The 24,700-nt window shown below is 65.3% G+C and carries 25 protein-coding genes and 1 pseudogene; 18 read left to right on the top strand and 8 right to left on the bottom strand.

Features of this window, described 5'->3' with window-relative positions; all coding sequences use genetic code 11:
* The 5 genes and pseudogenes from ACK41X_RS02745 to ACK41X_RS02725 all read left to right on the top strand — a co-directional run.
* Positions 1–200, top strand: a pseudogene (locus tag ACK41X_RS02745) (ABC transporter ATP-binding protein); the annotation flags it as partial.
* On the top strand, positions 197–2,767 hold the full coding sequence (locus ACK41X_RS02740; protein ID WP_409719015.1) for an ABC transporter permease: 2,571 nt from the start codon (positions 197–199) through the stop codon (positions 2,765–2,767). The pseudogene ACK41X_RS02745 and the gene ACK41X_RS02740, both read left to right, overlap by 4 nt.
* A 160-nt stretch (positions 2,768–2,927) precedes the next feature.
* A complete protein-coding gene (locus tag ACK41X_RS02735; RefSeq protein WP_409719013.1) occupies positions 2,928–3,746 on the top strand; it encodes a Bax inhibitor-1/YccA family protein in 819 nt (272 codons plus the stop codon).
* Between the two features lie 221 nt (positions 3,747–3,967).
* A complete protein-coding gene (locus ACK41X_RS02730) occupies positions 3,968–4,738 on the top strand; it encodes a Bax inhibitor-1 family protein (RefSeq protein ID WP_409719012.1) in 771 nt (256 codons plus the stop codon).
* 104 nt (positions 4,739–4,842) lie between these two features.
* Entirely contained in the window at positions 4,843–5,370 is a 528-nt protein-coding gene (locus ACK41X_RS02725) for an N-acetyltransferase family protein (RefSeq protein WP_409719010.1), read from the top strand.
* Between the two features lie 24 nt (positions 5,371–5,394).
* Here ACK41X_RS02725 and ACK41X_RS02720 read toward each other — a convergent pair whose 3' ends face one another.
* The 3 genes from ACK41X_RS02720 to acnA form a co-directional block, all read right to left on the bottom strand.
* Positions 5,395–5,766, bottom strand: coding sequence for a DUF2794 domain-containing protein (locus ACK41X_RS02720; RefSeq protein WP_409719008.1), 372 nt, complete (start codon positions 5,764–5,766; stop codon positions 5,395–5,397).
* A gap of 436 nt (positions 5,767–6,202) precedes the next feature.
* The gene (locus ACK41X_RS02715) at positions 6,203–6,955 is read right to left on the bottom strand and encodes a DUF1223 domain-containing protein (protein ID WP_409719007.1); all 753 of its coding nucleotides are present in this window, start codon (positions 6,953–6,955) and stop codon (positions 6,203–6,205) included.
* Positions 6,956–7,130: 175 nt separating this feature from the next.
* On the bottom strand, positions 7,131–9,836 hold the full coding sequence (acnA, locus tag ACK41X_RS02710; protein WP_409719005.1) for an aconitate hydratase AcnA: 2,706 nt from the start codon (positions 9,834–9,836) through the stop codon (positions 7,131–7,133).
* A gap of 222 nt (positions 9,837–10,058) precedes the next feature.
* On the opposite strand from acnA, the gene ccmA reads away from it, so the two are divergent.
* The 5 genes from ccmA to ACK41X_RS02685 all read left to right on the top strand — a co-directional run bounded on the left by ccmA (position 10,059) and on the right by ACK41X_RS02685 (position 13,024).
* A complete protein-coding gene (ccmA, locus tag ACK41X_RS02705) occupies positions 10,059–10,673 on the top strand; it encodes a heme ABC exporter ATP-binding protein CcmA (protein ID WP_409719003.1) in 615 nt (204 codons plus the stop codon).
* A complete protein-coding gene (gene ccmB / locus ACK41X_RS02700) occupies positions 10,670–11,338 on the top strand; it encodes a heme exporter protein CcmB (RefSeq protein ID WP_409719001.1) in 669 nt (222 codons plus the stop codon). The genes ccmA and ccmB overlap by 4 nt, the downstream gene beginning before the upstream one ends.
* Positions 11,339–11,479: 141 nt before the next feature.
* On the top strand, positions 11,480–12,214 hold the full coding sequence (locus tag ACK41X_RS02695; RefSeq protein ID WP_409718999.1) for a heme ABC transporter permease: 735 nt from the start codon (positions 11,480–11,482) through the stop codon (positions 12,212–12,214).
* 13 nt (positions 12,215–12,227) lie between these two features.
* Complete coding sequence (ccmD, locus tag ACK41X_RS02690) at positions 12,228–12,434, top strand: heme exporter protein CcmD (protein ID WP_409718997.1); 207 nt, start codon at positions 12,228–12,230, stop codon at positions 12,432–12,434.
* Between the two features lie 2 nt (positions 12,435–12,436).
* A complete protein-coding gene (locus ACK41X_RS02685; protein ID WP_409719059.1) occupies positions 12,437–13,024 on the top strand; it encodes a DsbE family thiol:disulfide interchange protein in 588 nt (195 codons plus the stop codon).
* A gap of 138 nt (positions 13,025–13,162) precedes the next feature.
* Here ACK41X_RS02685 and ACK41X_RS02680 read toward each other — a convergent pair whose 3' ends face one another.
* Both ACK41X_RS02680 and ftsY read right to left on the bottom strand, forming a co-directional pair.
* Entirely contained in the window at positions 13,163–13,735 is a 573-nt protein-coding gene (locus tag ACK41X_RS02680; protein ID WP_409718995.1) for a septation protein A, read from the bottom strand.
* Between the two features lie 104 nt (positions 13,736–13,839).
* A complete protein-coding gene (gene ftsY / locus ACK41X_RS02675) occupies positions 13,840–14,805 on the bottom strand; it encodes a signal recognition particle-docking protein FtsY (RefSeq protein WP_409718993.1) in 966 nt (321 codons plus the stop codon).
* A 107-nt stretch (positions 14,806–14,912) separates the two neighbouring features.
* On the opposite strand from ftsY, the gene ACK41X_RS02670 reads away from it, so the two are divergent.
* A complete protein-coding gene (locus tag ACK41X_RS02670; protein ID WP_409719057.1) occupies positions 14,913–15,665 on the top strand; it encodes an RluA family pseudouridine synthase in 753 nt (250 codons plus the stop codon).
* Here the strand turns inward: ACK41X_RS02670 and ACK41X_RS02665 are convergent.
* From ACK41X_RS02665 to dapF, 3 genes are read right to left on the bottom strand one after another with little or no spacing between them, the layout of a single operon-like run.
* Complete coding sequence (locus ACK41X_RS02665) at positions 15,643–16,059, bottom strand: MaoC family dehydratase (protein WP_409718991.1); 417 nt, start codon at positions 16,057–16,059, stop codon at positions 15,643–15,645. The genes ACK41X_RS02670 and ACK41X_RS02665 overlap by 23 nt on opposite strands.
* A 4-nt stretch (positions 16,060–16,063) precedes the next feature.
* Positions 16,064–17,335, bottom strand: coding sequence for a tRNA (N(6)-L-threonylcarbamoyladenosine(37)-C(2))-methylthiotransferase MtaB (gene mtaB / locus ACK41X_RS02660; RefSeq protein ID WP_409718989.1), 1,272 nt, complete (start codon positions 17,333–17,335; stop codon positions 16,064–16,066).
* Positions 17,332–18,210 (bottom strand): diaminopimelate epimerase, encoded by an 879-nt coding sequence (dapF, locus tag ACK41X_RS02655; protein ID WP_409718987.1) that lies wholly within the window; start codon positions 18,208–18,210, stop codon positions 17,332–17,334. The genes mtaB and dapF overlap by 4 nt, the downstream gene beginning before the upstream one ends.
* A gap of 178 nt (positions 18,211–18,388) precedes the next feature.
* Here dapF and ACK41X_RS02650 point away from each other — a divergent pair, with 178 nt between their 5' ends.
* The 7 genes from ACK41X_RS02650 to leuC all read left to right on the top strand — a co-directional run bounded on the left by ACK41X_RS02650 (position 18,389) and on the right by leuC (position 24,692).
* On the top strand, positions 18,389–19,012 hold the full coding sequence (locus tag ACK41X_RS02650; RefSeq protein WP_409718985.1) for a GyrI-like domain-containing protein: 624 nt from the start codon (positions 18,389–18,391) through the stop codon (positions 19,010–19,012).
* 167 nt (positions 19,013–19,179) lie between these two features.
* Complete coding sequence (ffh, locus tag ACK41X_RS02645) at positions 19,180–20,715, top strand: signal recognition particle protein (RefSeq protein ID WP_409718983.1); 1,536 nt, start codon at positions 19,180–19,182, stop codon at positions 20,713–20,715.
* A gap of 53 nt (positions 20,716–20,768) precedes the next feature.
* A complete protein-coding gene (gene rpsP / locus ACK41X_RS02640; RefSeq protein ID WP_409718981.1) occupies positions 20,769–21,122 on the top strand; it encodes a 30S ribosomal protein S16 in 354 nt (117 codons plus the stop codon).
* Between the two features lie 6 nt (positions 21,123–21,128).
* A complete protein-coding gene (gene rimM, locus ACK41X_RS02635; protein WP_409718979.1) occupies positions 21,129–21,686 on the top strand; it encodes a ribosome maturation factor RimM in 558 nt (185 codons plus the stop codon).
* Positions 21,683–22,390: a tRNA (guanosine(37)-N1)-methyltransferase TrmD gene (trmD, locus tag ACK41X_RS02630; RefSeq protein ID WP_409718977.1), complete on the top strand. Its 708-nt coding sequence runs from the start codon at positions 21,683–21,685 to the stop codon at positions 22,388–22,390. Before rimM ends, trmD begins: the two co-directional genes overlap by 4 nt.
* Before the next feature lie 166 nt (positions 22,391–22,556).
* Positions 22,557–22,970, top strand: coding sequence for a 50S ribosomal protein L19 (gene rplS, locus ACK41X_RS02625; protein ID WP_409718975.1), 414 nt, complete (start codon positions 22,557–22,559; stop codon positions 22,968–22,970).
* A gap of 318 nt (positions 22,971–23,288) precedes the next feature.
* Positions 23,289–24,692, top strand: coding sequence for a 3-isopropylmalate dehydratase large subunit (leuC, locus tag ACK41X_RS02620; RefSeq protein WP_409718973.1), 1,404 nt, complete (start codon positions 23,289–23,291; stop codon positions 24,690–24,692).
* The last annotated feature ends 8 nt before the right edge of the window (positions 24,693–24,700 follow it).

The following is a 24,700-nucleotide window of genomic DNA, read 5'->3' as shown; positions in this document are numbered from 1 at the left end:
CCAGCAATCTCGACGAAAAGACCGGCGCGCAGGTCGTCGAACTCCTGTTCAAGGGCCATATCGAACGCGGCACCACGCTGATCCTGGTGACGCATGATGCCTCGCTGGCGCGGCGCTGCGCGCGCGTTGTGCGGCTGCGGTCGGGCCGCATCGAACACGACAACGCGCAGCAAGCCGCGCGCGCGGCGGCGACCGCATGAGCTTCGTTTCGTCCACACGGCGCGGAGGCGGCTGGTCGGTGCCGCTGCGTTTCGCCATGCGCGAATTGCGCGGCGGCCTGCGCGGCTTCTATGTCCTGATCCTGTGCATCGGACTTGGCGTGATGGCGATCGCGGGCGTCGGCTCGCTGTCCGAAAGCCTGGCCGGCGGGCTCGCCCGCGAGGGCCGCACCATTCTCGGCGGCGACGTGTCCTTTGCCCTGTTTCATCGGGAAGCGGGCGCGCCGGAGCGCGCGCTGCTCCAGCGCTATGGCCGCGTCTCAGAGGCGGCCACGTTGCGCGCCATGGCCCGGACCGGCGACGGCAACCAGGCGCTGGTCGAGGTCAAGGCGGTGGACGGCCTCTATCCGCTCTACGGCAACGCCGTGCTCGATCCGGCGATGCCGCTTGCCGATGCGCTTGCCTTTCGCGACGGGGCCTATGGCGCGGCTGTCGATATCGCGCTCCTGACGCGGCTCGATCTGAAAGTCGGCGACCGCATCGCGGTCGGCAATGCGCAAATCGACATCCGCGCGGTGCTGCGCAGCGAGCCCGACAAGCTCGCCGGCGGCATCGGCTTCGGCCCGCGGCTCTTGACCGGCATCGACGCATTGCGCGCCACCGGCCTCATTCAGCCCGGCAGTCTGGTGCGCTGGCATTACCGGGTCGCGCTGCCCGGCAACGACGCCTCCGATTCCGCGGTGCGGACACTGATCGCCGAAGCCGGGCGGGAGTTGCCCGACGCCGGCTGGGAAATCCGCTCGCGCGATAACGCGTCGCCGCAGCTCGAACGCAATATTGAGCGCTTCACCCAGTTTCTGACGCTGGTGGGCCTGACCGCCCTGCTGGTCGGCGGCGTTGGCGTCGCCAATGCGGTGCGAAGCCATCTCGAACGCCGCCGCGATACCATCGCCACCATGAAGTCGCTCGGCGCCACCGGCGGCCGCGTCTTTACCATCTATCTCGTGCAGGTGATGGCGATTGCCGCGATCGGCACGACGGCGGGTCTCGTTGTCGGCGCGGCGCTGCCGTTCCTGATCGCCTACGCCTTCGGGGCCGTGCTGCCGCTGCCGGTCGAGCCGTCGCTGCAATGGACGCAGCTTGCGCTCGCGGCGATGTTCGGCCTCCTCACCGCGCTGGCCTTCGCGCTATGGCCGCTGGGCCGCGCCCATGACATTCCGGTTTCGGCGCTGTTCCGCGACGCCGTCAGCGGCCGGTTCGGCTTTCCGCGCAAAACCTACCTGGCCGCCGCCGCTGCGGTCACGCTGACGCTCGCGGGTCTTTCGATCCTGCTTGCCTATGACAAACGGATCGCCACGGTCTTCGTCGCGGCGTCCGCCGCAACCTTTGTCATCCTGTATCTGATCGCGCAGCTCATCATGCGCATCGCGGCGCGGCTGCCGCGCTCGAAAATCACCGCGCTGCGGCTGGCGGTCGCCAATATCCACCGGCCGGGCGCGCTGACACCGTCCGTCGTGCTGTCGCTCGGACTTGGGCTTGCGGTCCTCGTGATCGTTGTACAGATCGACGGCAATCTGCGGCGGCAATTCCAGGAGGCGCTGCCGGATCGGGCGCCCGCATTCTTCTTCGTCGATATCCAGAACGCCGACGGGCCGCGCTTCGACGATTTCATCCGCAAGACCGTTCCGGATGCGACGCTCGACCGCGCGCCGATGCTCCGCGGACGCATCGTCGCCGCCAACGGCGTCAAGGCCGAAGACCTCAAGCCGACGCCGCAGGCCGCCTGGGCGCTGCAAAGCGATCGCGGCATCACCTATACCGATGACATCCCGCCGGGCTCGCGGCTCATCGAAGGCGAATGGTGGCCGGCCGGCTATAGCGGGCCGCCGCTGCTCTCGATGGAAAAGCGCATCGCCGACGGGCTCGGCCTGAAGCTTGGCGACACGCTGACGGTCAACGTGCTCGGCCGCACCGTCACCGCGGGCATCGCCAATCTGCGGACGGTGGACTGGCAGAGCCTCGGCATCAATTTCGTTCTGGTCTATTCGCCCAACACGTTCCGCGGCGCCCCGCATACCCATATCGCGACCCTGACCTTCCCGCAGGATACGTCGGCGCAACAGGACGCGGCACTGTTGCGGGACATGGCGGCGGCGTTTCCGGCCGTCACCAGCGTGCGGGTCAAGGACGCGATCCAGGCGGTGGGATCGGTGGTGGGCAATCTGGTGCTTGGCATTCGCGGCGCGAGCCTGATCACCCTGTTCGCGGCCGCCCTGGTTCTTGCCGGGGCGCTGGCCGCAAGCCATCACAACCGCGTCTACGACGCCATCATTCTGAAGACCTTGGGCGCAACCCGGGGGCGGCTGATTGCGGCTTATACGATCGAATATTCCCTATTGGGACTGGCGACGGGTTTGTTCGGCGTGCTGGCCGGATCGGCTGCCGCCTGGCTGGTCGTGACCCGGATCATGAACCTGACCTATGTCTTTCTGCCGCTACCGGCGCTGGCCGCCGCCTTTGGCGCGCTGGCGGTCACCGTCGTGTTCGGGCTGGCCGGCACCTTCCGGGCTCTTGGGCAGAAGCCGGCCTCGGTATTGCGAAACCTATAGAATTTGCGACATTCAGCCGCGCGGGATGGTCGAACCTGCGACGTTCGCGACAGAGTATTTTTACCGCAATCCCCTGTATCCTTGCGAAAGCTTCGCCATATGAGCGTCGAGTCGCGCAATAGGGCGATGAGTTTTGGGCGACAACTTAGGGAGTTCGATAATGTCGGACTTTAATCGGAATGCGGCCGCGTATGACAGGGCCGCCGGGCGCGCGACACCTGCCGTCATCGACCAGGGTCTGCGCTCGTATATGCTGCATGTCTACAACTACATGGTGCTCGGCCTGGCCATCACCGGCTTCGCCGCGCTCGGGATTTACATGCTGTCGGTGACCGGCGACGCATCGTCAGCCGCCACGATGGTGCGCAACGGCGTGGAAGTGCCGGCCGCGATCCGCGGCGGGCTGTTCCTGACGCCGCTCGGCTACATGCTTTTTGCCAGTCCGCTGAAATGGGTTGTGATCCTGTCGCCGCTGGCGCTGGTATTCCTGCTCAGCTTCGGCATGGAGCGGATGCGGCCGGCCACGGCGCAAGTGCTGTTCTGGGTGTTCGCCGCGCTGATGGGCATTTCCCTCAGCTCGATCTTCATGGTCTACACCCAGACCTCGATCACCCGGGTGTTCTTCATCACGGCAGCGACCTTCGGTGCGCTCAGCCTGTGGGGCTACACCACGCAGCGGGACATTTCCGGCTGGGGCTCGTTCCTGTTCATGGGCCTGATCGGCGTGATCCTTGCGGCGCTCGTGAACCTGATCTGGCCGAGCAGCATGCTGACCTTCGTTGTCTCGGTGGTCGGTGTCCTGGTGTTCGCGGGCCTGACCGCCTACGACACGCAGCGCCTGAAGAACGAGTATATCTACGGCCAGCTCGAGGGCGATGCGCACGAGCGCTCCGCCATCCGGGGTGCGCTGTCGCTGTACCTGAACTTCATCAACCTGTTCACGCTGCTGCTGCAACTGCTCGGCCAGCGCGAGGAATAGGGCGATAGCCGGGAGGCTGACGCGAGGCGGCTGAGACCAGCGCCTTAACCGAACATCAAGGGCTCCGGAGATTTCCGGGGCCCTTTTTGCTGCCGGCATGGCGCCGGTGTGTGGCTCCGCTGGAAAACGGGTGCCCCGGCCTCTACATTGGCGGCATCCTGGCCCCCGATTCGGGTGCGGCCATCCGGCCCGGCGGTATCCGGGCAATCGGAGGAATGTCCATGTCCGATTTCGATCGGAATGCCGCCGCCGCCCGCGGCGGCTACGCGGAGCGCGCGGTCGCCTACGACGCCGGCCTGCGCGCCCATATGATCCGCGTCTACAATTACATGGCGTCCGCCGTGGCGCTGACCGGCATCGTCGCCTTCCTCATCTTCCAGATGGTGGGCGGCAATTCGATTACCGTCAGCGGCGGCCAGATCAGCGGGCTGACGCCGCTTGGCCAGTTCCTGTTCGGCGGACCGTCCATGTGGGTGCTGATCCTGTCGCCGCTGGCGCTGGTCTTCGCGCTCAGTTTCGGCATCCAGCGGTTTTCCGCCGGCACCGCCATGCTGCTGTTCTATCTTTATGCCGGACTGCTCGGCGTCTCGCTGGCGACGCTCTTCATCACCTATACGGCAAACTCGATCGCCAATGTGTTCTTCATCTCGGCGGCGGCGTTCGGGGCGCTGAGCCTGTACGGCTACACCACGCAGCGCGATCTCTCGGCGATGGGCTCGTTCCTGATCATGGGCCTGATCGGCATCATCCTCGCGTCCTTGGTCAACCTGCTCCTGCGCTCGGACGCGATGTCGTTTGCGATCTCGGTCATCGGCGTCCTGGTCTTCGCCGGTCTGACCGCCTGGGACACCCAGAAGATCAAGGAAATGTACGACGCCAACGACGACGCGCAATCCGCCGGCCGCAAGGCGGTGATGGGCGCGCTGTCGCTCTATCTCGACTTCATCAACCTGTTCCTGATGCTGCTGCGCATATTCGGCAGCCGCCGCTGAGCACAAAGCTTTCGCGCAAGATCCGCTACGCCCCGGTCGATCGCCGGGGCGCTCTCTTTTCCGGCCATATCTTGTCGGCCGTATCGTTCGGGCCACGTCCGGCCATGTCCGCACCCGTCGTCATCCGTCCCGTAACGCCCGGAGACGTCCCCGGCATTGCCGCGATCTATGCACACGCTGTCGTGCACGGGACGGCATCGTTCGAGACCGAGCCGCCGGACAATGCGGAAATGGAGCTACGACGTGCGCGGCTGGTCGCGGGCGGATTTCCGTATCTGGTCGCGGAGACCGAGGGCTCGATCATGGGCTACGCCTATGCCGGACCTTACCGGCCGCGGGTTGCCTATCGCCACACGGTGGAGGACAGCGTCTATGTCGATCCCGGCGCCCATGGCCGCGGCATCGGGCGCAGGCTGCTGGCCGAACTGATCCTGCAGGCCGAGGGCTGCGGCTTTCGTCAGATGATCGCGGTGATCGGAGACTCGGCGCAGGCGCCGTCAATTGCGCTGCATCGCTCGCTCGGATTCGTGCCGATCGGCACGCTCACCGGTGTCGGCTTCAAGCACGGCCGCTGGCTCGACAGCGTAGTGATGCAGCGTGCGCTCGGCGAGGGCGACCGGACCCTGCCGTAACGGCAGGATTTTGACGTTCGACCGCTATCCCGGCACCAGACTGAGCTTCTTGTCGAACACCCGCAGCACGCGATCCAGCTCATGGCCGCGGCGCATGATCAGGCCGGTCGCCGAAACGACGCTATAGGCGCCCTGACGGCGCGACAGTTTCGGATTTTTTTCGATGCGGTAGATCGGGACTTCGGACGAGCGCCGGAAGATCGAAAACACCGCCCGGTCCTTGAGAAAATCGATGGCATAGTCGCGCCATTCGCCGTCGGCCACCATCCGCCCATAGAGCCGCAAAATGCGATCAAGCTCGCGGCGTTCAAACGTGACGCGATCGGGGGCGGATCCCGGAAGGGGAGGGACGCCCCCGTGACGCTCGCTCGGTTCGGTGTCGCCCGTCAGGCTCATGGGCGCCTCCTTTGCTGTATGACACTCTCATGATTGCTCATGATTGCCGCTGCCGCGCGCCGCTGCAAGCCCGGATCGGTCGCGCGAATCTGCCGCACGCATCGGCCGCAGCATCCTCGACGCGTGACGCGTGATACCGCGCCGCGCTCACAGCTTCGTGCGGAGGCAACACAATAAGGCCCAATTTCGGTCCAGCGCGTGCCGCCAAGGACGGCGATCTACAATGACTACGACCCGGTCCGGAACGAGTTCCGGATTCCTCAGCCCCCCAGCCCCCCGGGGCTTGGAACGGACCGGGTCAATCGTACTGCGTACGGTTCAATCCCCAATTGCTTCAAGGCCGGCGGTTTCGCCGGCCTTTTTTTCGCGAGCTGGGCTGCGGCCGAATCCGCCGCGGGGCTCACGTCCGTGTCGCTGTGAAATCTGACCGGGCCTGCTACTGCAGCGAGGCCGTCGCCGCGCCGTAGACCAGGCCCGGCGCATCCGGCTTGCCGGCCTGAACCAGAATGGCGACAGCGTCGAACTTGCCTTTCGCGGATATCTCGGAAATCGGCTTGGAGATGCGCAACTCCTCGCCCTTCCACTCTCCGAGCCTGATCCAGCCGCGGACCGAATTCGTATAGGTGACGGTGTGTCCGCGGTTCTCGCCGCGTCCGATATTGACCGGAACCGTCTTGGCGACCGGGCACAGCCAGACTTGCACCGGCTCGGCCGGCGGCGGTCCCGCTGGAATCACCACATTGATGCGGTCGTCGGCGACAGTGACATCCACCGCAAGGGACGGACGCGGCGGGTTTGCCCGCACCTGTTTCACCGCGCGCTCGATCGCCTGCCGGTCGCTGCCGAGGACATGCATCGCGCCGTTGATGATGGCCTGCGGGGTGTACACTGCGCGATCGCCGCGCATGCCGGAATAGCCGCGCTGCCGCTTCACATGACCGGGCAGCGCCAGCGTATCTTTCCAGCCGAGGTAATCCCAGTAATCGACCGACAGACTGATCGGCAGGATCGACGGATCCTTGGCCAGTTCGGCGAGCAGCTTGTCTGCGGCCGGGCAGGACGAACAGCCCTGGCTCGTGAATAATTCCACCACGACCTTGGGCTCGTTCGCGGCAATCGGGCCCGCAGTCAGGCTCATCCATGCCACGCCGAGGGCCGCAAGGAATGCTTTCGAAAAGCGCTGCTTCATTCTGTCTTTCTGGTTTCTTGGTCAGCACCCCAGTCCCAACAAAGGTGACGCGTCACATAGCTGGCCCGGCAGCGGGCCGCCACTCAATTTGGAGTGACAGCCTTGCGACGGTTTCCACTGTGCTAATGGCGGGTTTTGGCCGGCCGGAGCACCGGTCGGCCACAACCTGGCCTGGTTACGCCGCGAGCTGGCGCAGCACGTATTGCAGGATGCCGCCATTCTTGAAATATTCGAGCTCGTCGAGGGTATCGATCCGGCAAATCAGCGGCACCGTCCTGGTCGAGCCGTCAGCCATGGCAATTTCCGCGCTCAGCGTCTGGCGCGGACGCAAATCCTGCAACCCGCGGATGGTAACGGTCTCGCCGCCCTTCAGACCCAGCGTCTGCCACGAGGTGCCTTCCTCGAACACCAGTGGAAGCACGCCCATGCCCACGAGGTTCGAGCGATGAATGCGCTCGAAAGACTGCGTGATGACGGCGCGGATACCGAGCAGGATCGTGCCCTTCGCCGCCCAGTCGCGCGATGAGCCGGTGCCGTATTCCTTGCCGGCAAACACCACCAGCGGAACATTCTCCTGCTTGTAGCGCATCGCCGCGTCGTAGATCGGCATCTGCTCGCCGTCCGGATAGTGGATCGTCACGCCGCCTTCGACGCCCGGCACCATCTGGTTCTTGATGCGGATATTGGCGAAGGTGCCGCGCATCATGACTTCGTGGTTGCCGCGCCGCGTACCGTACTGGTTGAAGTCGATCGGCTTGACGTTGTGGTCGATCAGATACTTGCCCGCAGGCGATGCCGGGTTGATCGATCCGGCCGGCGAAATGTGGTCGGTCGTGATCGAATCCAGGAACAGCCCGAGAATGCGCGCGTTGACGATGTCGCCGGGCGGCGTCGGACGCGGCTGCATGCCGACGAAATACGGCGGGTTCTGCACATAGGTGGAATTGTTGTCCCAGGCATAGGTCAGCCCGCCGGTGACGTCGATCTTGCGCCAGTTGGCGTCGCCCTTGAACACGTTGGCGTATTTCTTGGCGAACACCTTCCTGGTCACGTTCTTGCGGATGAAGCTGTCGATCTCCTTGGTGGTCGGCCAGATGTCCTTCAGCATCACCTTTTTGCCGTCCTTGTCGACGCCGATCGGCTCCTTGGCGAGATCCTTCTGCATGGTGCCCGCGATCGCATAGGCAACCACCAGCGGCGGCGAGGCGAGATAATTCGCGCGCACATCCGCATTCACGCGGCCTTCGAAATTGCGGTTGCCCGACAGCACGGCGGCCGCAACCAGATCGTTGTCGTTGATGGCTTTCGAAATCTCCTCCGGCAGCGGCCCGGAATTGCCGATGCAGGTGGTGCAGCCATAGCCGACGAGATTAAAGCCGAGCTTGTCGAGATCCTTCTGCAGGCCGGACGCGGCGAGATATTCGCCGACCACCTGCGAACCGGGCGCAAGCGACGTCTTGACCCACGGTTTCGAGGTCAGCCCCTTCGCCGCCGCCTTGCGGGCGAGGAGGCCCGCGCCGATCATCACGCTCGGATTGGAGGTGTTGGTGCAGGAGGTGATGGCGGCAATCACCACATCGCCATTGCCAAGATCGTGCTCGCGGCCATTGACCGGCACACGCTTGTCGAGTTCGCCGGCCTTCTTGAATTCGCTGTCCATCGCGGACGCGAATTCGGCCTTCACCGACTTCAGCGGCACGCGGTCCTGCGGCCGCTTCGGACCGGCGAGCGACGGCTCCACCTTGGACAGATCGAGCTTCAGCACGTCGGTAAAGACCGGATCCTTGGTCGTGGCGGTCAGATACATGCCTTGCGCCTTCGCATAGGCCGCGACCAGCTTCACGCGGTCGTCCTTGCGGTTGGTGTCGCGCAGATATTTCACCGTCTCTGCATCGACCGGGAAGAAACCGCAGGTCGCGCCGTATTCCGGCGCCATGTTGCCGATGGTGGCGCGGTCGGCGATCGACAGATCGAGCACGCCGGGGCCGAAGAATTCCACGAACTTGCCGACCACGCCGCGTTTGCGCAGCATCTCGACCACCGTGAGCACGAGGTCGGTGGCGGTGACGCCTTCCTTCAGCGTGCCGGTCAGCCTGAAGCCGATCACTTCCGGCAGCAGCATCGACAGCGGCTGACCGAGCATCGCCGCTTCCGCCTCGATGCCGCCGACACCCCAGCCGAGCACGGCCATGCCGTTGACCATGGTGGTGTGCGAGTCGGTGCCGACCAGCGTGTCGGGATAGGCGATCTCCGCCGCGACCTGTTTGCCGCCGACCTTCACCTTGCCCTTCTTGCCGGTCCAGACAACCTGAGAGAGATATTCGAGATTGACCTGATGGCAGATGCCGGTGCCCGGCGGCACCACGCGGAAATTGTCGAACGCCTTCTGCGCCCATTTCAGGAATTTGTAGCGTTCCTGGTTCTGCTTGTATTCTTCCTCCACGTTCAGCTTGAACGCGGCGTTATTGCCGAAATAATTCACGATCACCGAGTGGTCGATGACGAGATCGACCGGCACCAGCGGGTTGATCTTTTTCGGATCGCCGCCGAGCACCTTCATCGCGTCGCGCATCGCGGCGAGATCGACCACCGCAGGCACGCCGGTGAAGTCCTGCATCAGCACCCGCGCCGGACGGAACGCGATTTCGCGATCCGAGGACTTGGTCTTGAGCCAGGCCGCCACCGCTAGGATGTCGTCCTTGGTGACGGTGCGCCCGTCCTCGTTGCGCAGGAGGTTTTCCAGCAGCACCTTCATCGAGAAAGGCAGCCGGGAAATTCCCTTCAGACCGTTTTTCTCTGCCACCGGCAGGCTGTAATAGGCGTAGGTCTTGGCGCCGACCTTGAGAGTGCGGCAGCAGTCGAAACTGTCGAGCGAGGTCATGGATGGTCTTCCGTTTGCCTTACAGCCTCCACGAATCCGGGCTAACGTGTTGGGAACACGAAGCTTTTCCGGGCGCGCCGGCGCGGCCTCAGGGATTGGCGAGAAGCGGTCTAATGTGCGGGCTTATAAATTCTTTTTCTGCGGTCTGCCATATCGACCGAGGCCCCAAAGATGGGCGCGGTGGATTTGTCGCGCCGTCGCACCATCCGGACCGCCGGCGCCATGGCTGAGCCGCTCTCCTTACTGGCGAAAAGCCTGGCCTGCCGGCGCGGCGGGCGGATGATCTTCGACGGTCTGTCGTTTTCGGTCGCCGCCGGCGAGGCCCTGATCGTCACCGGCCGCAACGGCGCGGGCAAATCGTCGCTGCTGCGCCTGATTGCCGGCCTTCTGCGAATCGAAGCCGGCGCCCTCACATTTCAGGGTGGCGACCCCGAGCGCAGCATCGGCGAACAGGCGCATTATCTCGGCCACAGCGATGCGCTCAAATCCGCCTTGTCGGTGGAAGAAAATCTCGCCTTCTGGACGGCATGGCTCGGCGGCGGCGGCGCTCCGCGCGAGGCGCTTGCGACCGTGGGTCTGGACCAGCTTGCGGCTCTGCCGGCTGCCTATCTGTCGGCGGGGCAAAAGCGGCGGCTGTCCATCGCGCGCCTGATTGCGGCGAAGCGGCCGCTCTGGCTGCTCGACGAACCGACCTCGGCGCTCGATACCGCCTCGCAGGCGATGCTGCTCGATCTGATGCGATCGCATCTGTCCGGCGGCGGTATCATCGTCGCGGCAACCCATCTGCCGCTGGGTCTCGAAGGCGCGCGCGCGTTGAAGCTGGAGCGCGCGGCATGAGCGCACTCGCGGCGCTTTTCATGCGCGATATCCGCATCGCGGTCCGGATCGGCGGCGGGGCGTTGATCGGCGTCCTGTTCTTCATGTCGGTGGTGACGCTGATGCCGTTCGCCATCGGCCCGGATCTCGCGCTCCTGCAACGGATCGGCCCGGCAATCCTGTGGCTTGGCGCCCTGCTGGCGAGCCTGCTCGCCCTCGACCGGCTGCTCGCCGCCGATCAGGAAGACGGCTCGCTGGACCTGTTGCTGATGGGGACCGTGCCGCTGGAGGTCGCGGTGACGGTGAAGGCGCTGGCGCACTGGCTCACCACCGCCCTGCCACTGGTGGCGGTGGCGCCAGTGCTGGCGCTGTTTCTCAACCTCGATCTCGCCGCCACCGCGGCCGTGACCGCCACCCTCCTCGCTGGAACCCCGGCGCTGACCTTCATCGGACTGATCGGCGCAGGGCTGACCGTGACGCTTCGCCGCGGCGGGCTCTTGTTGCCGGTGCTGATCCTGCCGCTCGCGGTTCCGGTCCTGATATTCGGGGTCTCGGCCTCGAATGCCGCGGTGATCGGTCCGGTGCCGTTCGGCACCCCTTTCACCATCCTGTGCGCTTTGACATTGATGTCGCTCGTGGTCGGGCCGTTCGCGGCGGCGGCGGCGCTACGGGCCGGACAGGAGTAGCGTTCACGAATCCGTGTTCCGGTGCGCAAATCGCCCGGTCGCCGCGACCAAGGCGGGAGACCTGTTCCGCAATTCCGCGCGGATTGGATCGTGTATAAATAGCGGACGTCACCACCACGACCGCCATCCATAGCGAACGAAATGGCCCTGATCGACCTCGCCAATCCGACCCGCTTCCTGGCTCTGTCCGGGCGCATTCTGCCCTGGCTGACGGCAGCGACCGTGCTGTGCTTCGCGTGGGGCTTCTGGCTCGTCATCGGCGCGCCCGACGATTACCAGCAGGGCGCAACCGTCAAGATCATGTTCATCCACGTGCCCTCCGCCTGGCTCGCGATGATGGGGTGGACCGTGATGACCATTGCCGCGCTCGGCACGCTGGTGTGGCGGCATCCTCTGGCAGATATGTCGGCCAAGGCCGCAGCCCCGATTGGCGCCGCCTTCACCCTCATCTGCCTCATCACCGGCGCATTGTGGGGCCGGCCGATGTGGGGCACCTACTGGGTCTGGGATGCGCGGCTCACCTCGGTCTTCGTGCTGTTCCTGATGTATCTCGGCGTGATCGTGCTCTGGCGCACGGTCGACGATCCCGCCCGCGCCGGACGCGCCGCCGCGATCCTGACGCTGGTCGGCGCGATCAACCTGCCGATCATCAAGTTCTCGGTCGACTGGTGGAACACGCTGCATCAGCCCGCGTCGGTGGTCAGGATCGGCGGGCCGGCGATCCATCCCAGCATCCTGATCCCGCTCCTGGTCATGGCGGTCGCGTTCACGCTGCTGTTCTTCACCCTGCATCTCGCCGCGATGCGCAACGAAATCCTCAAACGCCGCGTCCGCTCCATGCTGCTGTTGCAGGCGGAAGCCGCGCCCGGACGCTGACGGATCGACGCTCATGGATCTTGGACCCCACGCCATTTTCATCGTCGCGTCCTATGCGGCGACGGCCATTATCCTTGCGTTCCTGATCGGCTGGATCATGATCGAGAGCCGCACGCTCAGGCGTACGATTGCCGAGCTCGATGCCCGCGGCATCACACGGCGCTCCGACGACCGCAAAGCCACAGCGCAAAAGCCTGCGGCACACGCATCAGCCGCATGAGCATGGCTTCCGAAACCTCCGGCAGCAATATGCGCCGCAAGCTTCTGGTCGCGCTGCCGCTGGTCCTGTTCCTGGCGCTGGCCGCGCTGTTCCTCTACCGGCTCGGCGCCGGCGATCCTTCGCGCGTGCCGTCGGCGCTGATCGGACGCGACGCGCCTCAGACCCATTTGCCGCCGGTTGCAGGGCTCGTGCAGGACGGCAAGCCGATCCCCGGCATCGACCCGGCGGACTTCAAAGGCAATGTCACGCTGGTGAATGTCTGGGCATCCTGGTGCGTGCCCTGCCATGACGAGGTGCCGCAGCTCGAGCAGCTGTCAAAGGACAAGCGGATCCGCCTGGTCGGCATCAACTACAAGGACCAGCCCGACAACGCGCGGCGATTCATCGGACGCTACGGCAATCCGTTCGTGGCGGTCGGCTCCGATCCGAACGGGCGCGCCGCGATCGAATGGGGCGTCTATGGCGTGCCGGAGACCTTTGTGGTCGGCCGCGACGGCCGCATCGCTTACAAGCTGGTCGGCCCGATCACCGATCAGAATCTGAAAGCGGTGCTGATGCCCGCGATCGAAAAGGCGCTGGCGGCGCAATAGCCGGGGGCCGCGGCGCTCCCGTTCATCCCGTTTTCGGTTTCAGCACCTGATGCGGACCCGTGATGTCGAGCTGCACCATATCCGGCACGATGACGATATAGACCTGCATGTCGGGATGACCTCACGAAGCATCGATGGCTAGCTTTGCGCTTCATCCTGCTTCGCCGCATATTTCTGCAGCACCGGAAACTGTGCCATGGCGAAGATGAAGGTCAGCGGCACGAAGCCGAAGGTCTTGAATGCCACCCAGAAATCGGTCGATTGCGTGCGCCAGACGATTTCGTTCAGGATCGCCATGGCCACGAAGAAAACGATCCAGCGGATGGTGAGAATCCGCCAGCCTTCGTCGGTCAGATGGAACACCGAATCGAAGGCGATCTCCAGAAACGGCTTCTTCAGAACGACACCCGCGGCCAGCACCACGGCGAACAGCAGATAGATGATCGTGGTCTTCATTTTCACGAACACATCGTTCTGCAGCACGATGGTCAGCGTGCCGAACACCACGACGATGAAGGCCGTCACCAGCGTCATGACCGGAAAACGCCGGATCAGCGCGTATGATACCAGGATTGCGACCACGACCGCCGCCATGAACACGCCGGTCGCCCAGAAAATCCCGGCGCGCCCGTTGACGATGAAGAACAGAATCAGCGGCCCGAAATCGAGCGCGAGCTTCACGAACGGATTGAGCTGGGCTTTTTCGGTCATGTCAGATGTCTCAGCCGCGGGGTCATCGCCGTTCTCGACCCGGCGATCCATCTCTTCGCGCGATGGGTGCCCGGGTCAAGCCCGGGCATGACAAAACCAAAAACCTATTCCGCGATCCCCGCCATGGCCCGGGCAAAGTCGCGCGCGGTGAACGGCTGCAGGTCGTCGATCCCTTCGCCGACGCCGATGAAATGCACCGGCAGTTTGAACGTCTCGGCAATGGCGACAAGAATGCCGCCGCGCGCGGTGCCGTCAAGCTTGGTCATCACCAGGCCGGTCACGCCCGCGGTCTTGCCGAAGGCCTCGACCTGCGAGATCGCATTCTGGCCGACAGTGGCGTCGAGCACCAGCAGCACCGCATGCGGCGCGGTGGCATCGACCTTCTTCATCACCCGGATGATCTTTTCCAGCTCGGTCATGAGCTCGGTGCGGTTCTGCAGCCGGCCGGCGGTGTCGATCAGCAGCACGTCCACGCCGTCGGCCTTTGCCTCGCTGACGGCGTCGAATGCAATACCGGCGGCGTCCGAGCCCTGCTCGCGAGCGATCACCTTGGCGCCGACGCGGCCGCCCCAGATCTTGAGCTGCTCGATCGCCGCGGCGCGGAAGGTATCGCCTGCCGCCAGCATGACCTTGCGCCCTTCGCGTGCAAAGCGCGCTGCGAGCTTGCCGATCGTGGTGGTCTTGCCGGAGCCGTTGACGCCTGCGACCAGAATCACGAACGGCTTCGCCCCCTCGATCTTGAGCGGATGCGCCACCGGCAGCAGCACCTTCTCCACCTCGTCGGCGATGATCGACCTGAGCGCGTCGGCGTCGGGATTTTGCGCATAGCGTCCCTGCCCGATCACATCGCTGATGCGCGCGGCGGTGACGACGCCGAGATCGGCGCGGATCAGCGCTTCCTCGATCTCGTCGAGCGCAGCATTGTCCAGCCTGCGCTTGGTGACGAGATCGCTGATCGCGGCGCCGAGCGAACTGGAACTCTTCTTCAGGCCCGAAGAGAGGCGTTTCCACCAGCTCGTGGGCTTCTCCTCGGGGGCTGCGTGGTCGGTATTTTGGGTGCTGTCATTCATTCCATTACACTGTCACCCCCGGGCTTGACCCGGGGGTCCATCTCCTTCGTAACGTCCTTGAAAGTGAGATGGATTGCCGGGTCAAGCCCGGCAATGACCCAATGAAAATGACACCGGAAGAGATGGTGGCGCGGCTGCTGTATCGCGACGGGCTGATGCTGGTGATCGACAAGCCGGCCGGCCTTCCGGTGCATCGCGGCCCGAAGGGCGCCGCCGCCAAGGCGGCCCGCATCGAGGGCGCGCTGCAGGATCATTTCGATACCCTCCGCTTCGGTTTGCCGCGGCCGCCGGAACTCGCGCACCGGCTCGACCGCGAAACCGCAGGCTGCCTCGTGCTCGGCCGGCACCGGAAGGCTTTGGCGACGCTCGGCGACCTGTTCAAGGACGGCAAGGTCGGCAAGACCTATTGGGCGGTGGTCGAGGGCATCCCGGAGGCGGACGAAGGCTCGATCGAGCTGCCGCTTGGCAAGCGCAATCAGGACCGCGGCTGGTGGATGAAGGTCGATCCGGCCGGGCAGCCGAGCCTGACCCGATGGAAGGTCATGGGGCGGGGTGAGACCGCCGCGGGCGCGCCGCTCACCTGGCTCGCGCTCGAACCGGTCACCGGCCGGACGCATCAGCTGCGGGTCCATTGTCAGGCGATGGGCTGGCCGATCCTGGGCGACACCATCTATGGCAACGCGCCCCGCTTCGGCGGGCCGTTGCTGCATCTGCTGTCCCGCGAAATCGTGGTGCCGCTTTACAGGAACAAAGAGCCGGTCCGCGTCACCGCGCCGGTGCCGGAGCATATGCGTGCGGCGCTCACGGCATGCGGGTGGACGGACGACAGTCCCGCGGTCACAGCTTCTCCGCCACCATGATGCGGCCGGTGGCGGCGACGGCGACCTCTCCCTTCTGGTTGAGCACGCGGCCCTTGAGGTCGACCACCTCGCGGCCGGCGGCGGTCGGGTTGACCTCGACCACTTCCCAGCTCAGCGTAACGATCTCGTCGGCGTAAACCGGCTTGTGGAAGCGCAGCGAGAAATCGAGTCCCACGGCTTCGCCGCGCGCGGTGAAATGCGTCGCCGTCAGCGCCATCAGATGCGCCGCCATCTGCGTGCCGCTGACGATCAGCTTGCCGTAGCGGCTCGCCGCGGCGGCGCCCTCGTCGAGATGCAGCGGGTTGAAGTCGCGGGCCGCGCGCGAGAAGGCTTTCGCCTCCTCGGGTGTCATGGTCAGCGTTTCGGAAAAAGTCTCGCCGACATGGACGCGCATTGCATCACGCCGCGATCAGATGGCGGCCGTCATGCCCGGCGATGCCGACCTCGACGATGCTGCCCGCGGGCGCGCACGCGCCGGTGCGGACCGGCGTGAAATGCGCGGTGCGGCCGATCTCGTCGGTCTCGATCAGCACGCTGCGGGTTTGCCCGATCTCGCCGTCGAGATGACGGCGCAACGCCGTCTCGCCCTTCTCCCGCAGCCGTTTCGCGCGATCCTTCACCGTCTCGCGCGCGACCTGCGGCATCCGCGCGGCCGGCGTGCCGGGCCGCGGCGAGAACGGAAACACATGCAGATGGGTGAGGCCGCATTCGTCCACGATGTCGAGTGAACGCGCGAACATCGCCTCGGTTTCCGTCGGGAAGCCGGCAATGATGTCGGCGCCGAATACGACGTCCGGCCGCAGCCGCCGCACCTGATCGCAGAACGCGATCGCGTCGGCGCGCAGATGCCGGCGCTTCATCCGCTTCAGGATCATGTCGTCGCCGGCCTGCAGCGACAGATGCAGATGCGGCATCAGCCGCGCTTCGGAGGCAAGGGCATCGAGCAGGTCGGAATCGGCCTCGACGGAATCGACGGACGAGAGTCGCAGCCGCTCCAGCTCCGGCACGTGCTTCAAAATCTGCTTCACCAATGCGCCGAGCTTCGGCGCGCCCGGGAGATTCTGGCCGTAGCTTGTAATGTCGACGCCGGTCAGCACGATCTCGCGGTAGCCGTTCTCGACCAGCTTGCGAACCTGTGTGACGATTTCGCCCATCGGCACTGAGCGCGAATTGCCGCGGCCATACGGAATGATGCAGAACGTGCAGCGATGGTCGCATCCGTTCTGGATCTGCACCGTCGCCCGCACACGGCCTTCGAGGCCCTCGATCAGGTGTAGCGCGGTGTCGCGAACCGCCATGATGTCGTTGACGACGACCTTCTCCTCCGCGTCAATGCCGAACGCGCCGCGCGCAAGGGCAGCGCGGGTATCGCGCCAGGCCGCGATGTCGAATTTCCCGGTATTGCCGACCACGCGATCGACTTCCGGCATCGCGGCGAAGGTCGCGGGCTCGGTTTGCGCCGCGCAGCCGGTGACGACGATCCGCGCATCGGGCCTTTCCCGGCGAATCCGGCGGATGGTCTGGCGTGCCTGCCGCACCGCTTCCGCCGTCACCGCGCAGGTATTGACCACCACCGCATCGGTCAGCCCGGCCTCATGCGCCTTGCCGCGCATGATCTCGGATTCATGCGTGTTGAGACGGCAGCCGAAGGTGACGACCTCGACGCTCATGCCGGCGCCTTCTGCGTGAACAAGGCGGGATCGAAGCGGCCCTCGAATTCGAATTCCACGCCGCCGGTCATCAGCACGTGGTCGTCGCGCTCGCGCCATTCGATGACGAGATCGCCGCCCGGGAGCGACATCCGCACCGTGCGGCCGGTGCGGCCAAGCCGCGCGGCGGCCACGGCAGTCGCGCACGCGGCCGAGCCGCAGGCCTTGGTCAGGCCTGCGCCGCGTTCCCAGGTGCGCATCACGATGTGATCGCGCGATGTGATCGCGGCGAGCGTGATGTTGGCGCGCTCGGGAAAGATCGGATGATGTTCGAGCATCGGACCGAGCTTTTCGAGGTCGTGGGCATAGGGATCCTCGACCCAGAACACCGCATGCGGGTTGCCCATATTGACCACCGAGGGCGTATGCAGGATCGGCTGGTCGATCGGCCCGATCTGCAACTCGATGCCCCGGGTGTCGCGGAATTCCTCGGCAAGCGGGATGTCCTGCCAGCCGAAGCGCGGCTTGCCCATATCGACGGTGAAGGTCCCGGGCTGCGGACCGCGCCAGCAATTGATCAGTCCGGCCCTCGTCTCGAACGTCAGCGCATCCTTGCCGGTCCGGTCGAACACCAGCGAGGCGACGCAGCGCATGCCGTTGCCGCAGGCGCCGGACTCCGAGCCGTCATTGTTATAGATGCGCACGAAGCTCTCGGTCCCGGCCACGCGCGGCGGATAGAGCACCATCAGCTGGTCATAGGGCGCGCCCTCCGGCGCGGCGACCGCGCGTGCATCGGCCGCCGTGACCGGTTGCGGATGCGCGCGCAGGTCCACGACAACGATTTCGTTGCCGATGCCGTTCATCTTCACGAAGGCCTGGTTGGCGAGCGCGCTCATGCCGGTGCTGCGGGAATGGTCCAGTTGCGGTCTATATGGGGCAATCGGCGGGGCTTGGCCAGCGCCGCCCCCATCCCCGCTGCGTCCGGGAGCCGCGGCTTCTCGCATCCTCTGCAATCGCGACTTAAAAAGGTCGGCATCGCGGCGCTCATCTGCGCCGTTTTCTGGAGATCCCCGCATGCTGTCCCGCCGCTGTTTCGCCGCCGCCCTGCTGGCACTGGCGGCCGCGCCCCGTCCGGCCTTCGCCGCCACCGCCGGGCAGGAAAACGGCTTCGGCGTCGAAATCGCGCTGCCGGAAAAGACCATCGTCTATCTGCAAGGCAGCGGCCGCTGGGATTCCGCTTATGAGACTTTGGTTGAGGGGATCAGGACGGTCCATGACTATATCGACCGTCGCGGCCTCAAGCCCGACGGCGACGCCATGATGATTTTTACCGGCGCCGACGACGCCGGCTTCGAGTACCGCGCCGCGGTACCGGTCATGGGTCCGTTCGACAATCCGCCGAAGGGCGACATCGCGGTCGGCACCTCGCCCACCGGAAAGGCCTACAAGTTCGTCCATCGCGGGCCCTATGACGCGATGGAAAATCTTTACGAGGCGATCACCAACTTCTTCGACGAGAAGAACCTCACGCCGGGCGATTTTTTCATCGAGCGCTACATCACCGATCCCCGCACCACCCCGGAGGACGAACTGGTGATCGAGGTGATTTTCCCGGTGCGGGAAGCGGCCGCTCCCGAGGCGCCGGTGGCGCCGGAAGCGCTGCCCGCCCCGCCACAGAAGGCACCGAAGCCGGAGTAAATCCGGCACATTTGCCGGGTTTCCTTGACTTCCCGGGCCCCCGCCCCTAGTTTCCGGCCGCTCTCGCAAGAGATGTGACCTTCGAACCGCCGACCGGTCCCTGAGGCCGGAGGCCCCCGCCCGACAGCGCTGTGCGCCCTCGGGCGCATTGTTGTTTGGAAAAGCGCATGTTCGACAATCTGTCGGATCGGCTGAGCGGCATTCTCGATACCCTGACGCGGCGCGGCGCGCTGCGGCCGGAGGATGTCGATGCCGCCATGCGCGAGGTGCGCCGCGCGCTGCTCGAAGCCGACGTGTCGCTCGATGTCGCCCGCGCCTTTATCGAGCGGGTGCGCCAGAAGGCGGTCGGCGAGACCGTGATCAAGTCGGTCACGCCCGGCCAGATGGTGGTCAAGATCGTCCATGACGAGCTGGTCAGCACCCTCGGCTCGGATGCGGACCCGATCGACCTGAATGCCGCGCCGCCGGTTGCCATCATGATGGTCGGCCTGCAGGGCTCCGGCAAGACCACGACCACCGCGAAGATCGCCAAGCGCGTCACCGACCTCGCCAAGCGCAAGGTGCTGATGGCCTCGCTCGACACCCGGCGGCCTGCGGCGATGGAGCAGCTCGCCGTGCTCGGCAGGCAGGTTTCCGTCGATACGCTGCCGATCGTGGCCGGCCAGACCCCGCCGCAGATCGCCAAGCGCGCGATCGAGGCGGCGAAGCTCGGCGGCTACGATGTGGTGCTGCTCGACACCGCCGGCCGCATCACGCTTGACGAAGCCATGATGGCGGAAGCGGCCGAAGTAAAGCGCGCCGCCGATCCGCATGAAGTGCTGCTGGTCGCCGACGCGCTGACCGGCCAGGACGCGGTCAACCTCGCCAAGGCCTTCGACGAGCGCGTCGGGCTGACCGGCATCGTGATGACGCGGGTCGATGGCGACGGCCGCGGCGGCGCGGCGCTGTCGATGCGCGCCGTCACCGGCAAGCCGATCAAGCTGATCGGCACCGGCGAAAAGATGGATGCGCTGGAGACCTTCGATCCGCAGCGCATCGCCGGCCGCATTCTCGGCATGGGCGACATCGTCTCCCTGGTCGAGAAGGCCGCGGCCAATATCGATGCCGAGAAGGCCGCGCGCACCGCCGAAAAGATGCGCAAGGGCACGTTCGATCTGTCCGATCTGCGCGAACAGCTCAAGCAGATGCAGAAGATGGGCGGGCTCGGCGGTCTGATGGGCATGATGCCGGGCGTCGCCAAGATGAAGAACCAGCTCGCCGCCGCCAATCTCGACGAGTCCCTGCTCAAGCGGCAATGCGCCATCATCGATTCGATGACGCCGCAGGAGCGGCGCAATCCCGATATTCTGAAAGCCAGCCGCAAGAAGCGCATCGCGGCCGGCTCCGGCACGACGCCCGAGCAGATCAACAAGCTGCTGAAAATGCATCGCGGCATGGCCGACATGATGAAGGCCATGGGCGGCGCCAAGCGCGGTCCGCTCGCCGGCCTCGCCAATGCGCTGGGCCTCGGCGGCGGCATGCCGTCCCCGGAAGAGATGCAGAAAATGGCGGAGAAGCTGCAGCAGCAGGGCGGAGGTTTGCCGCCCGGCATGCCCGGTCTGCCGCAGAACATGCCGGGAATGCCCGGCGGGCTGCCCGGTCTCGGCGGCGGCAAATTGCCGGGACTTGGCGGCAGCTATCACGGCATCGGCAAGAAGAAATAACCCGAAACACTCAACGACAATCACCAGCGAATTCGAACGAAAGGAAACCGAAAATGCCCGTCGTCCTGCGCATGGCCCGTGCCGGCACCAAGAAGCGCCCGTTCTATCACATCGTCGCCGCCGACTCGCGCTCGCCGCGCGACGGCCGCTTCATCGAGCGGCTCGGCTATTTCAATCCCCTGATGCCGAAGGACAACGCCGACCGGCTGAAGTTCGACGTCGAGAAGGCCAAGGCCTGGATCGCCAAAGGCGCGCAGCCGTCCGACCGTGTTGCCCGTTTCCTCGATGCCGCCGGCGTGATGAAGCGCGAGAAGCGCAACAATCCGGTGAAGGCGGTGCCGCGCAAGGAGCGTAAGGCTGCCGAGGCCGCCAAGGCTGCCGGCGGCGCCGCTCCGGCCGCGAGCTAATCGCCGATGCCGCGTCCGGGCGGCGGACGCGATAAGCGAATTTGCGTGGCGCAGATCGGCGCCGCGCACGGCCTGCGCGGCGGCGTGCATCTGCGCTCCTTCACGGCAGAGCCGGAAGCGTTTGCGCAATACGGGCCGCTCGAAACCGAGGATGGCACGCGCCGCTTCGAGATCGATTCGGTGAAGCCCTCGAAAGACGGCTTCACCGTGCGCTTCGTCGGCATCACCCGCCGCGAACAGGCGGACCTGCTGCGCAACATCAATCTTTATGTCGACCGCGACCGGCTGCCGCCTGCCGAGGACGGCGAATTCTACTATGCCGACCTGATCGGTCTTGCCGCGGTGACGCCCGAAGGCGAAACGCTCGGCGAGGTGGTCGCCCTGCATAATTTCGGCGCCGGCGACATTATCGAAGTGCGGCTGGTCTCCGGCGACACCACGATGTTCGCCTTCGACACCGCAACCGTGCCCGAGATCGACATTGCCGGCGGCCGGATGATCGTGACGCCGCCGGAGGAGGTTGTCGTGCAGGACCCCGCTCCCAGGAAGGCAGCGGAACCATGACCTTCCGCGCCACCGTCCTCACCCTCTTCCCGGACATGTTTCCGGGACCGCTCGGCATGAGTCTCGCCGGCAAGGCGCTGACCGCCGGCGCCTGGTCGCTGGACACGGTCGATATTCGCGACTTCGGCATCGGCGTGCATCGCCAGGTCGACGATACGCCTGCGGGCGGCGGTCCGGGGATGGTGATGAAGGCGGACGTCCTGGCCCGCGCCATCGACTCCGTTGCGACAGCGGGGCGTCCGCGCCTGCTGATGAGCCCGCGGGGTCGGCCACTGACCCAGCAGCGCGTCATCGAACTGGCCAGCGGACCGGGCGCAGTCCTCGTCTGCGGCCGCTTCGAGGGGGTTGACGAGCGGGTCATCGAGGCACGCTCGCTGGAGGAGGTCTCGATCGGCGATTATGTGCTCTCCGGGGGTGAAATTGCCGCGCTGGTGCTGCTGGACGCCTGTGTGCGGCTGCTGCCGGGGGTCATGGGCAAGACGGCCTCCGCCGAGGAGGAGAGTTTTTCGCAAAATCTGCTTGAATATCCGCATTACACCCGTCCGCAGATCTTCGAGGGCCGGTCCATCCCGGACATTTTGGTGTCCGGGGACCATGGCAAGGTCGCGGCCTGGCGCAGGGCCGAAGCGGAGCGGCTGACCAGAGAGCGGCGCCCGGACCTCCTTGAGCGCCGGAGCCCCAGGGCCTCTCCGTCAAAAAATTAGCCGCCCAGACGGGTGACAAGTCCGTGTCTTTCGACTAGAACCGCGCCCGAAACAGGACCGTGCGTCCGAGCTTTGCGCCCCATTTTGCCGTGCCGCGCATGTCGGTGATGCGAGAGCCCTCGCGCACCGAGACCCGGCGCCGCTGACCGAACCGGAGATTACCGTCATGAACATCATCCAGCAGCTCGATCAGGAACAGGTGGCGAAGCTCTCCACCAGCAAGGAGATTCCGGATTTCGAGCCGGGCGATACCGTGATCGTCAATGTCAAGGTGAAGGAAGGCGAACGCACCCGCGTGCAGGCCTATGAAGGCGTATGCATCGCGCGCTCCGGCGGCGGCCTGAACGAGAGCTTCACGGTGCGCAAGATTTCCTATGGCGAAGGCGTCGAGCGCGTGTTTCCGATCTATTCGCCGATGATCGACTCGATCAAGGTCGTGCGCCGCGGCAAGGTGCGCCGGGCGAAGCTTTATTATCTGCGCGGTCGCCGCGGCAAGTCGGCGCGTATCGCCGAGGTGCAGGGCCGTCATGGCGGCGGCGCCGCGGCCAATGCGGAGACCGCAAAGGAAGCCGCGGAGTAATCCGCCCTCATCGCCGAATGCAGCTTGGCCGGGCTTGCGCCCGGCCTTTTGCTTTCGGACGCAGACCGGGCACAGGCGAGGCGGTTCACCGCTTCATTGCGGCCTGAGTCTGGAATTGTTATATCGCGGCCATGAGCTTGAGCGGTTTCACAGGGCCCTTCGCTTTCATCCTGCGGGATCACGACCGCCTGCCCGGCCGCTTTTTCGGCCGCATGACGGCATCGATCCAGGCCGGACTCTGAGCGCGCGATACATTCGCGCCCGATGCGCGCGTGTCGACAGCCTCAGCCCGTTCAAACCAAAACCGAGACACACATCATGAAACCCCGCACCCTCTACGACAAGATCTGGGACGACCACGTCGTCGACGAGCAGCCGGACGGCACCTGCCTGCTCTATATCGATCGCCATCTGGTGCATGAGGTGACGTCGCCGCAGGCGTTCGAAGGACTGCGTCTGACCGGGCGCAAGGTGCGCGCACCGGAAAAGACGCTGCTGGTGGTCGATCATAACGTCCCGACCACCGACCGCTCGAAGCCCAATCCCGATCCCGAGAGCGCCGCACAGATCGCGTATCTTGCGGAAAATGCACAGCTGTTCGGCCTCGAATATTACAACGAGTTCGACAAGCGCCAGGGCATCGTCCACATCATCGGACCGGAGCAGGGCTTCACGCTGCCGGGCACGACCATCGTGTGTGGCGACAGCCATACCGCGACGCATGGCGCGTTCGGCGCGCTCGCCTATGGCATCGGCACGTCGGAAGTCGAGCATGTGCTCGCGACCCAGACGCTGATCCAGAAGAAGTCGAAGAACATGCGCGCGATCGTTGACGGGCAATTGCCGCCCGGCGTCACCGCCAAGGACATCATCCTCGCCATCATCGGCGAGATCGGCACTGCGGGCGGTACCGGCTATGCGCTCGAATATGCGGGCGAAGCGATCCGTTCCATCTCGATGGAAGGCCGCATGACGATCTGCAACATGTCGATCGAAGGCGGCGCACGCGCCGGCATGGTGGCGCCGGACGAGAAGACCTACGCCTATCTGAAGGATCGTCCCAAGTCGCCGAAGGGCGCCGACTGGGATCGCGCGATGCGCTACTGGGAGACGCTGCATTCCGACGACGGTGCACATTTCGACAAGGAAATCCGGCTCAATGCCGCGAACCTGCCGCCGCTCGTCACCTGGGGCACGAGCCCCGAGGATGTGATCTCGGTCACCGGCGCGGTGCCCAATCCCGACGACATCGCCGACGAAGCCAAGCGCCTCTCCAAGAAGCGCGCGCTGGAATATATCGGCCTGACGCCGGGGACGAAGATCACCGACATCAAGCTCGACCGGGTCTTTATCGGCTCCTGCACCAACGGCCGGATCGAGGATCTGCGCGAAGTTGCGCGCATCGTGAAGGACAAGACCGTCAACGCCAATGTCAGCGCGATGATCGTGCCGGGCTCCGGCATCGTGAAGGAGCAGGCAGAGGCCGAAGGGCTGGACAAAATCTTCCTGAAGGCCGGCTTCGAATGGCGCGAGCCGGGCTGCTCGATGTGCCTTGCGATGAATCCGGACAAGCTGAAGCCGGAGGAGCGCTGCGCCTCCACCTCGAACCGCAATTTCGAGGGCCGTCAGGGCTTCAAGGGCCGGACCCATCTGGTGTCGCCGGCCATGGCCGCAGCCGCCGCGGTCGCCGGCCACTTTGTCGACGTCCGTGAGTGGAAGTAAGCGGCTTC

Source organism: Pseudorhodoplanes sp. (genome assembly GCF_046289595.1).
Lineage (GTDB): Bacteria > Pseudomonadota > Alphaproteobacteria > Rhizobiales > Xanthobacteraceae > Pseudorhodoplanes.
This window is presented reverse-complemented; position numbering and strand designations above follow the sequence as displayed.

What these genes read in the sequence shown, in the direction of transcription:
- rplS (WP_409718975.1), top strand. Translation starts at nt 22,557, where the DNA reads ATGAACATCATCCAGCAGCTCGATCAGGAACAGGTGGCGAAGCTCTCC.
- ACK41X_RS02695 (WP_409718999.1), top strand. Translation starts at nt 11,480, where the DNA reads ATGGCCCTGATCGACCTCGCCAATCCGACCCGCTTCCTGGCTCTGTCC.
- ACK41X_RS02735 (WP_409719013.1), top strand. Translation starts at nt 2,928, where the DNA reads ATGTCGGACTTTAATCGGAATGCGGCCGCGTATGACAGGGCCGCCGGG.
- ACK41X_RS02715 (WP_409719007.1), bottom strand. Translation starts at nt 6,955, where the DNA reads ATGAAGCAGCGCTTTTCGAAAGCATTCCTTGCGGCCCTCGGCGTGGCA.
- trmD (WP_409718977.1), top strand. Translation starts at nt 21,683, where the DNA reads ATGACCTTCCGCGCCACCGTCCTCACCCTCTTCCCGGACATGTTTCCG.
- ftsY (WP_409718993.1), bottom strand. Translation starts at nt 14,805, where the DNA reads ATGAATGACAGCACCCAAAATACCGACCACGCAGCCCCCGAGGAGAAG.
- ACK41X_RS02680 (WP_409718995.1), bottom strand. Translation starts at nt 13,735, where the DNA reads ATGACCGAAAAAGCCCAGCTCAATCCGTTCGTGAAGCTCGCGCTCGAT.
- ACK41X_RS02685 (WP_409719059.1), top strand. Translation starts at nt 12,437, where the DNA reads ATGGCTTCCGAAACCTCCGGCAGCAATATGCGCCGCAAGCTTCTGGTC.
- mtaB (WP_409718989.1), bottom strand. Translation starts at nt 17,335, where the DNA reads ATGAGCGTCGAGGTCGTCACCTTCGGCTGCCGTCTCAACACGCATGAA.
- ffh (WP_409718983.1), top strand. Translation starts at nt 19,180, where the DNA reads ATGTTCGACAATCTGTCGGATCGGCTGAGCGGCATTCTCGATACCCTG.
- ACK41X_RS02720 (WP_409719008.1), bottom strand. Translation starts at nt 5,766, where the DNA reads ATGAGCCTGACGGGCGACACCGAACCGAGCGAGCGTCACGGGGGCGTC.
- ACK41X_RS02665 (WP_409718991.1), bottom strand. Translation starts at nt 16,059, where the DNA reads ATGCGCGTCCATGTCGGCGAGACTTTTTCCGAAACGCTGACCATGACA.
- acnA (WP_409719005.1), bottom strand. Translation starts at nt 9,836, where the DNA reads ATGACCTCGCTCGACAGTTTCGACTGCTGCCGCACTCTCAAGGTCGGC.
- dapF (WP_409718987.1), bottom strand. Translation starts at nt 18,210, where the DNA reads ATGAGCGCGCTCGCCAACCAGGCCTTCGTGAAGATGAACGGCATCGGC.
- ACK41X_RS02670 (WP_409719057.1), top strand. Translation starts at nt 14,913, where the DNA reads ATGACACCGGAAGAGATGGTGGCGCGGCTGCTGTATCGCGACGGGCTG.
- ccmD (WP_409718997.1), top strand. Translation starts at nt 12,228, where the DNA reads ATGGATCTTGGACCCCACGCCATTTTCATCGTCGCGTCCTATGCGGCG.
- ccmA (WP_409719003.1), top strand. Translation starts at nt 10,059, where the DNA reads ATGGCTGAGCCGCTCTCCTTACTGGCGAAAAGCCTGGCCTGCCGGCGC.
- rimM (WP_409718979.1), top strand. Translation starts at nt 21,129, where the DNA reads ATGCCGCGTCCGGGCGGCGGACGCGATAAGCGAATTTGCGTGGCGCAG.
- ccmB (WP_409719001.1), top strand. Translation starts at nt 10,670, where the DNA reads ATGAGCGCACTCGCGGCGCTTTTCATGCGCGATATCCGCATCGCGGTC.
- leuC (WP_409718973.1), top strand. Translation starts at nt 23,289, where the DNA reads ATGAAACCCCGCACCCTCTACGACAAGATCTGGGACGACCACGTCGTC.
- ACK41X_RS02650 (WP_409718985.1), top strand. Translation starts at nt 18,389, where the DNA reads ATGCTGTCCCGCCGCTGTTTCGCCGCCGCCCTGCTGGCACTGGCGGCC.
- ACK41X_RS02725 (WP_409719010.1), top strand. Translation starts at nt 4,843, where the DNA reads ATGTCCGCACCCGTCGTCATCCGTCCCGTAACGCCCGGAGACGTCCCC.
- rpsP (WP_409718981.1), top strand. Translation starts at nt 20,769, where the DNA reads ATGCCCGTCGTCCTGCGCATGGCCCGTGCCGGCACCAAGAAGCGCCCG.
- ACK41X_RS02740 (WP_409719015.1), top strand. Translation starts at nt 197, where the DNA reads ATGAGCTTCGTTTCGTCCACACGGCGCGGAGGCGGCTGGTCGGTGCCG.
- ACK41X_RS02730 (WP_409719012.1), top strand. Translation starts at nt 3,968, where the DNA reads ATGTCCGATTTCGATCGGAATGCCGCCGCCGCCCGCGGCGGCTACGCG.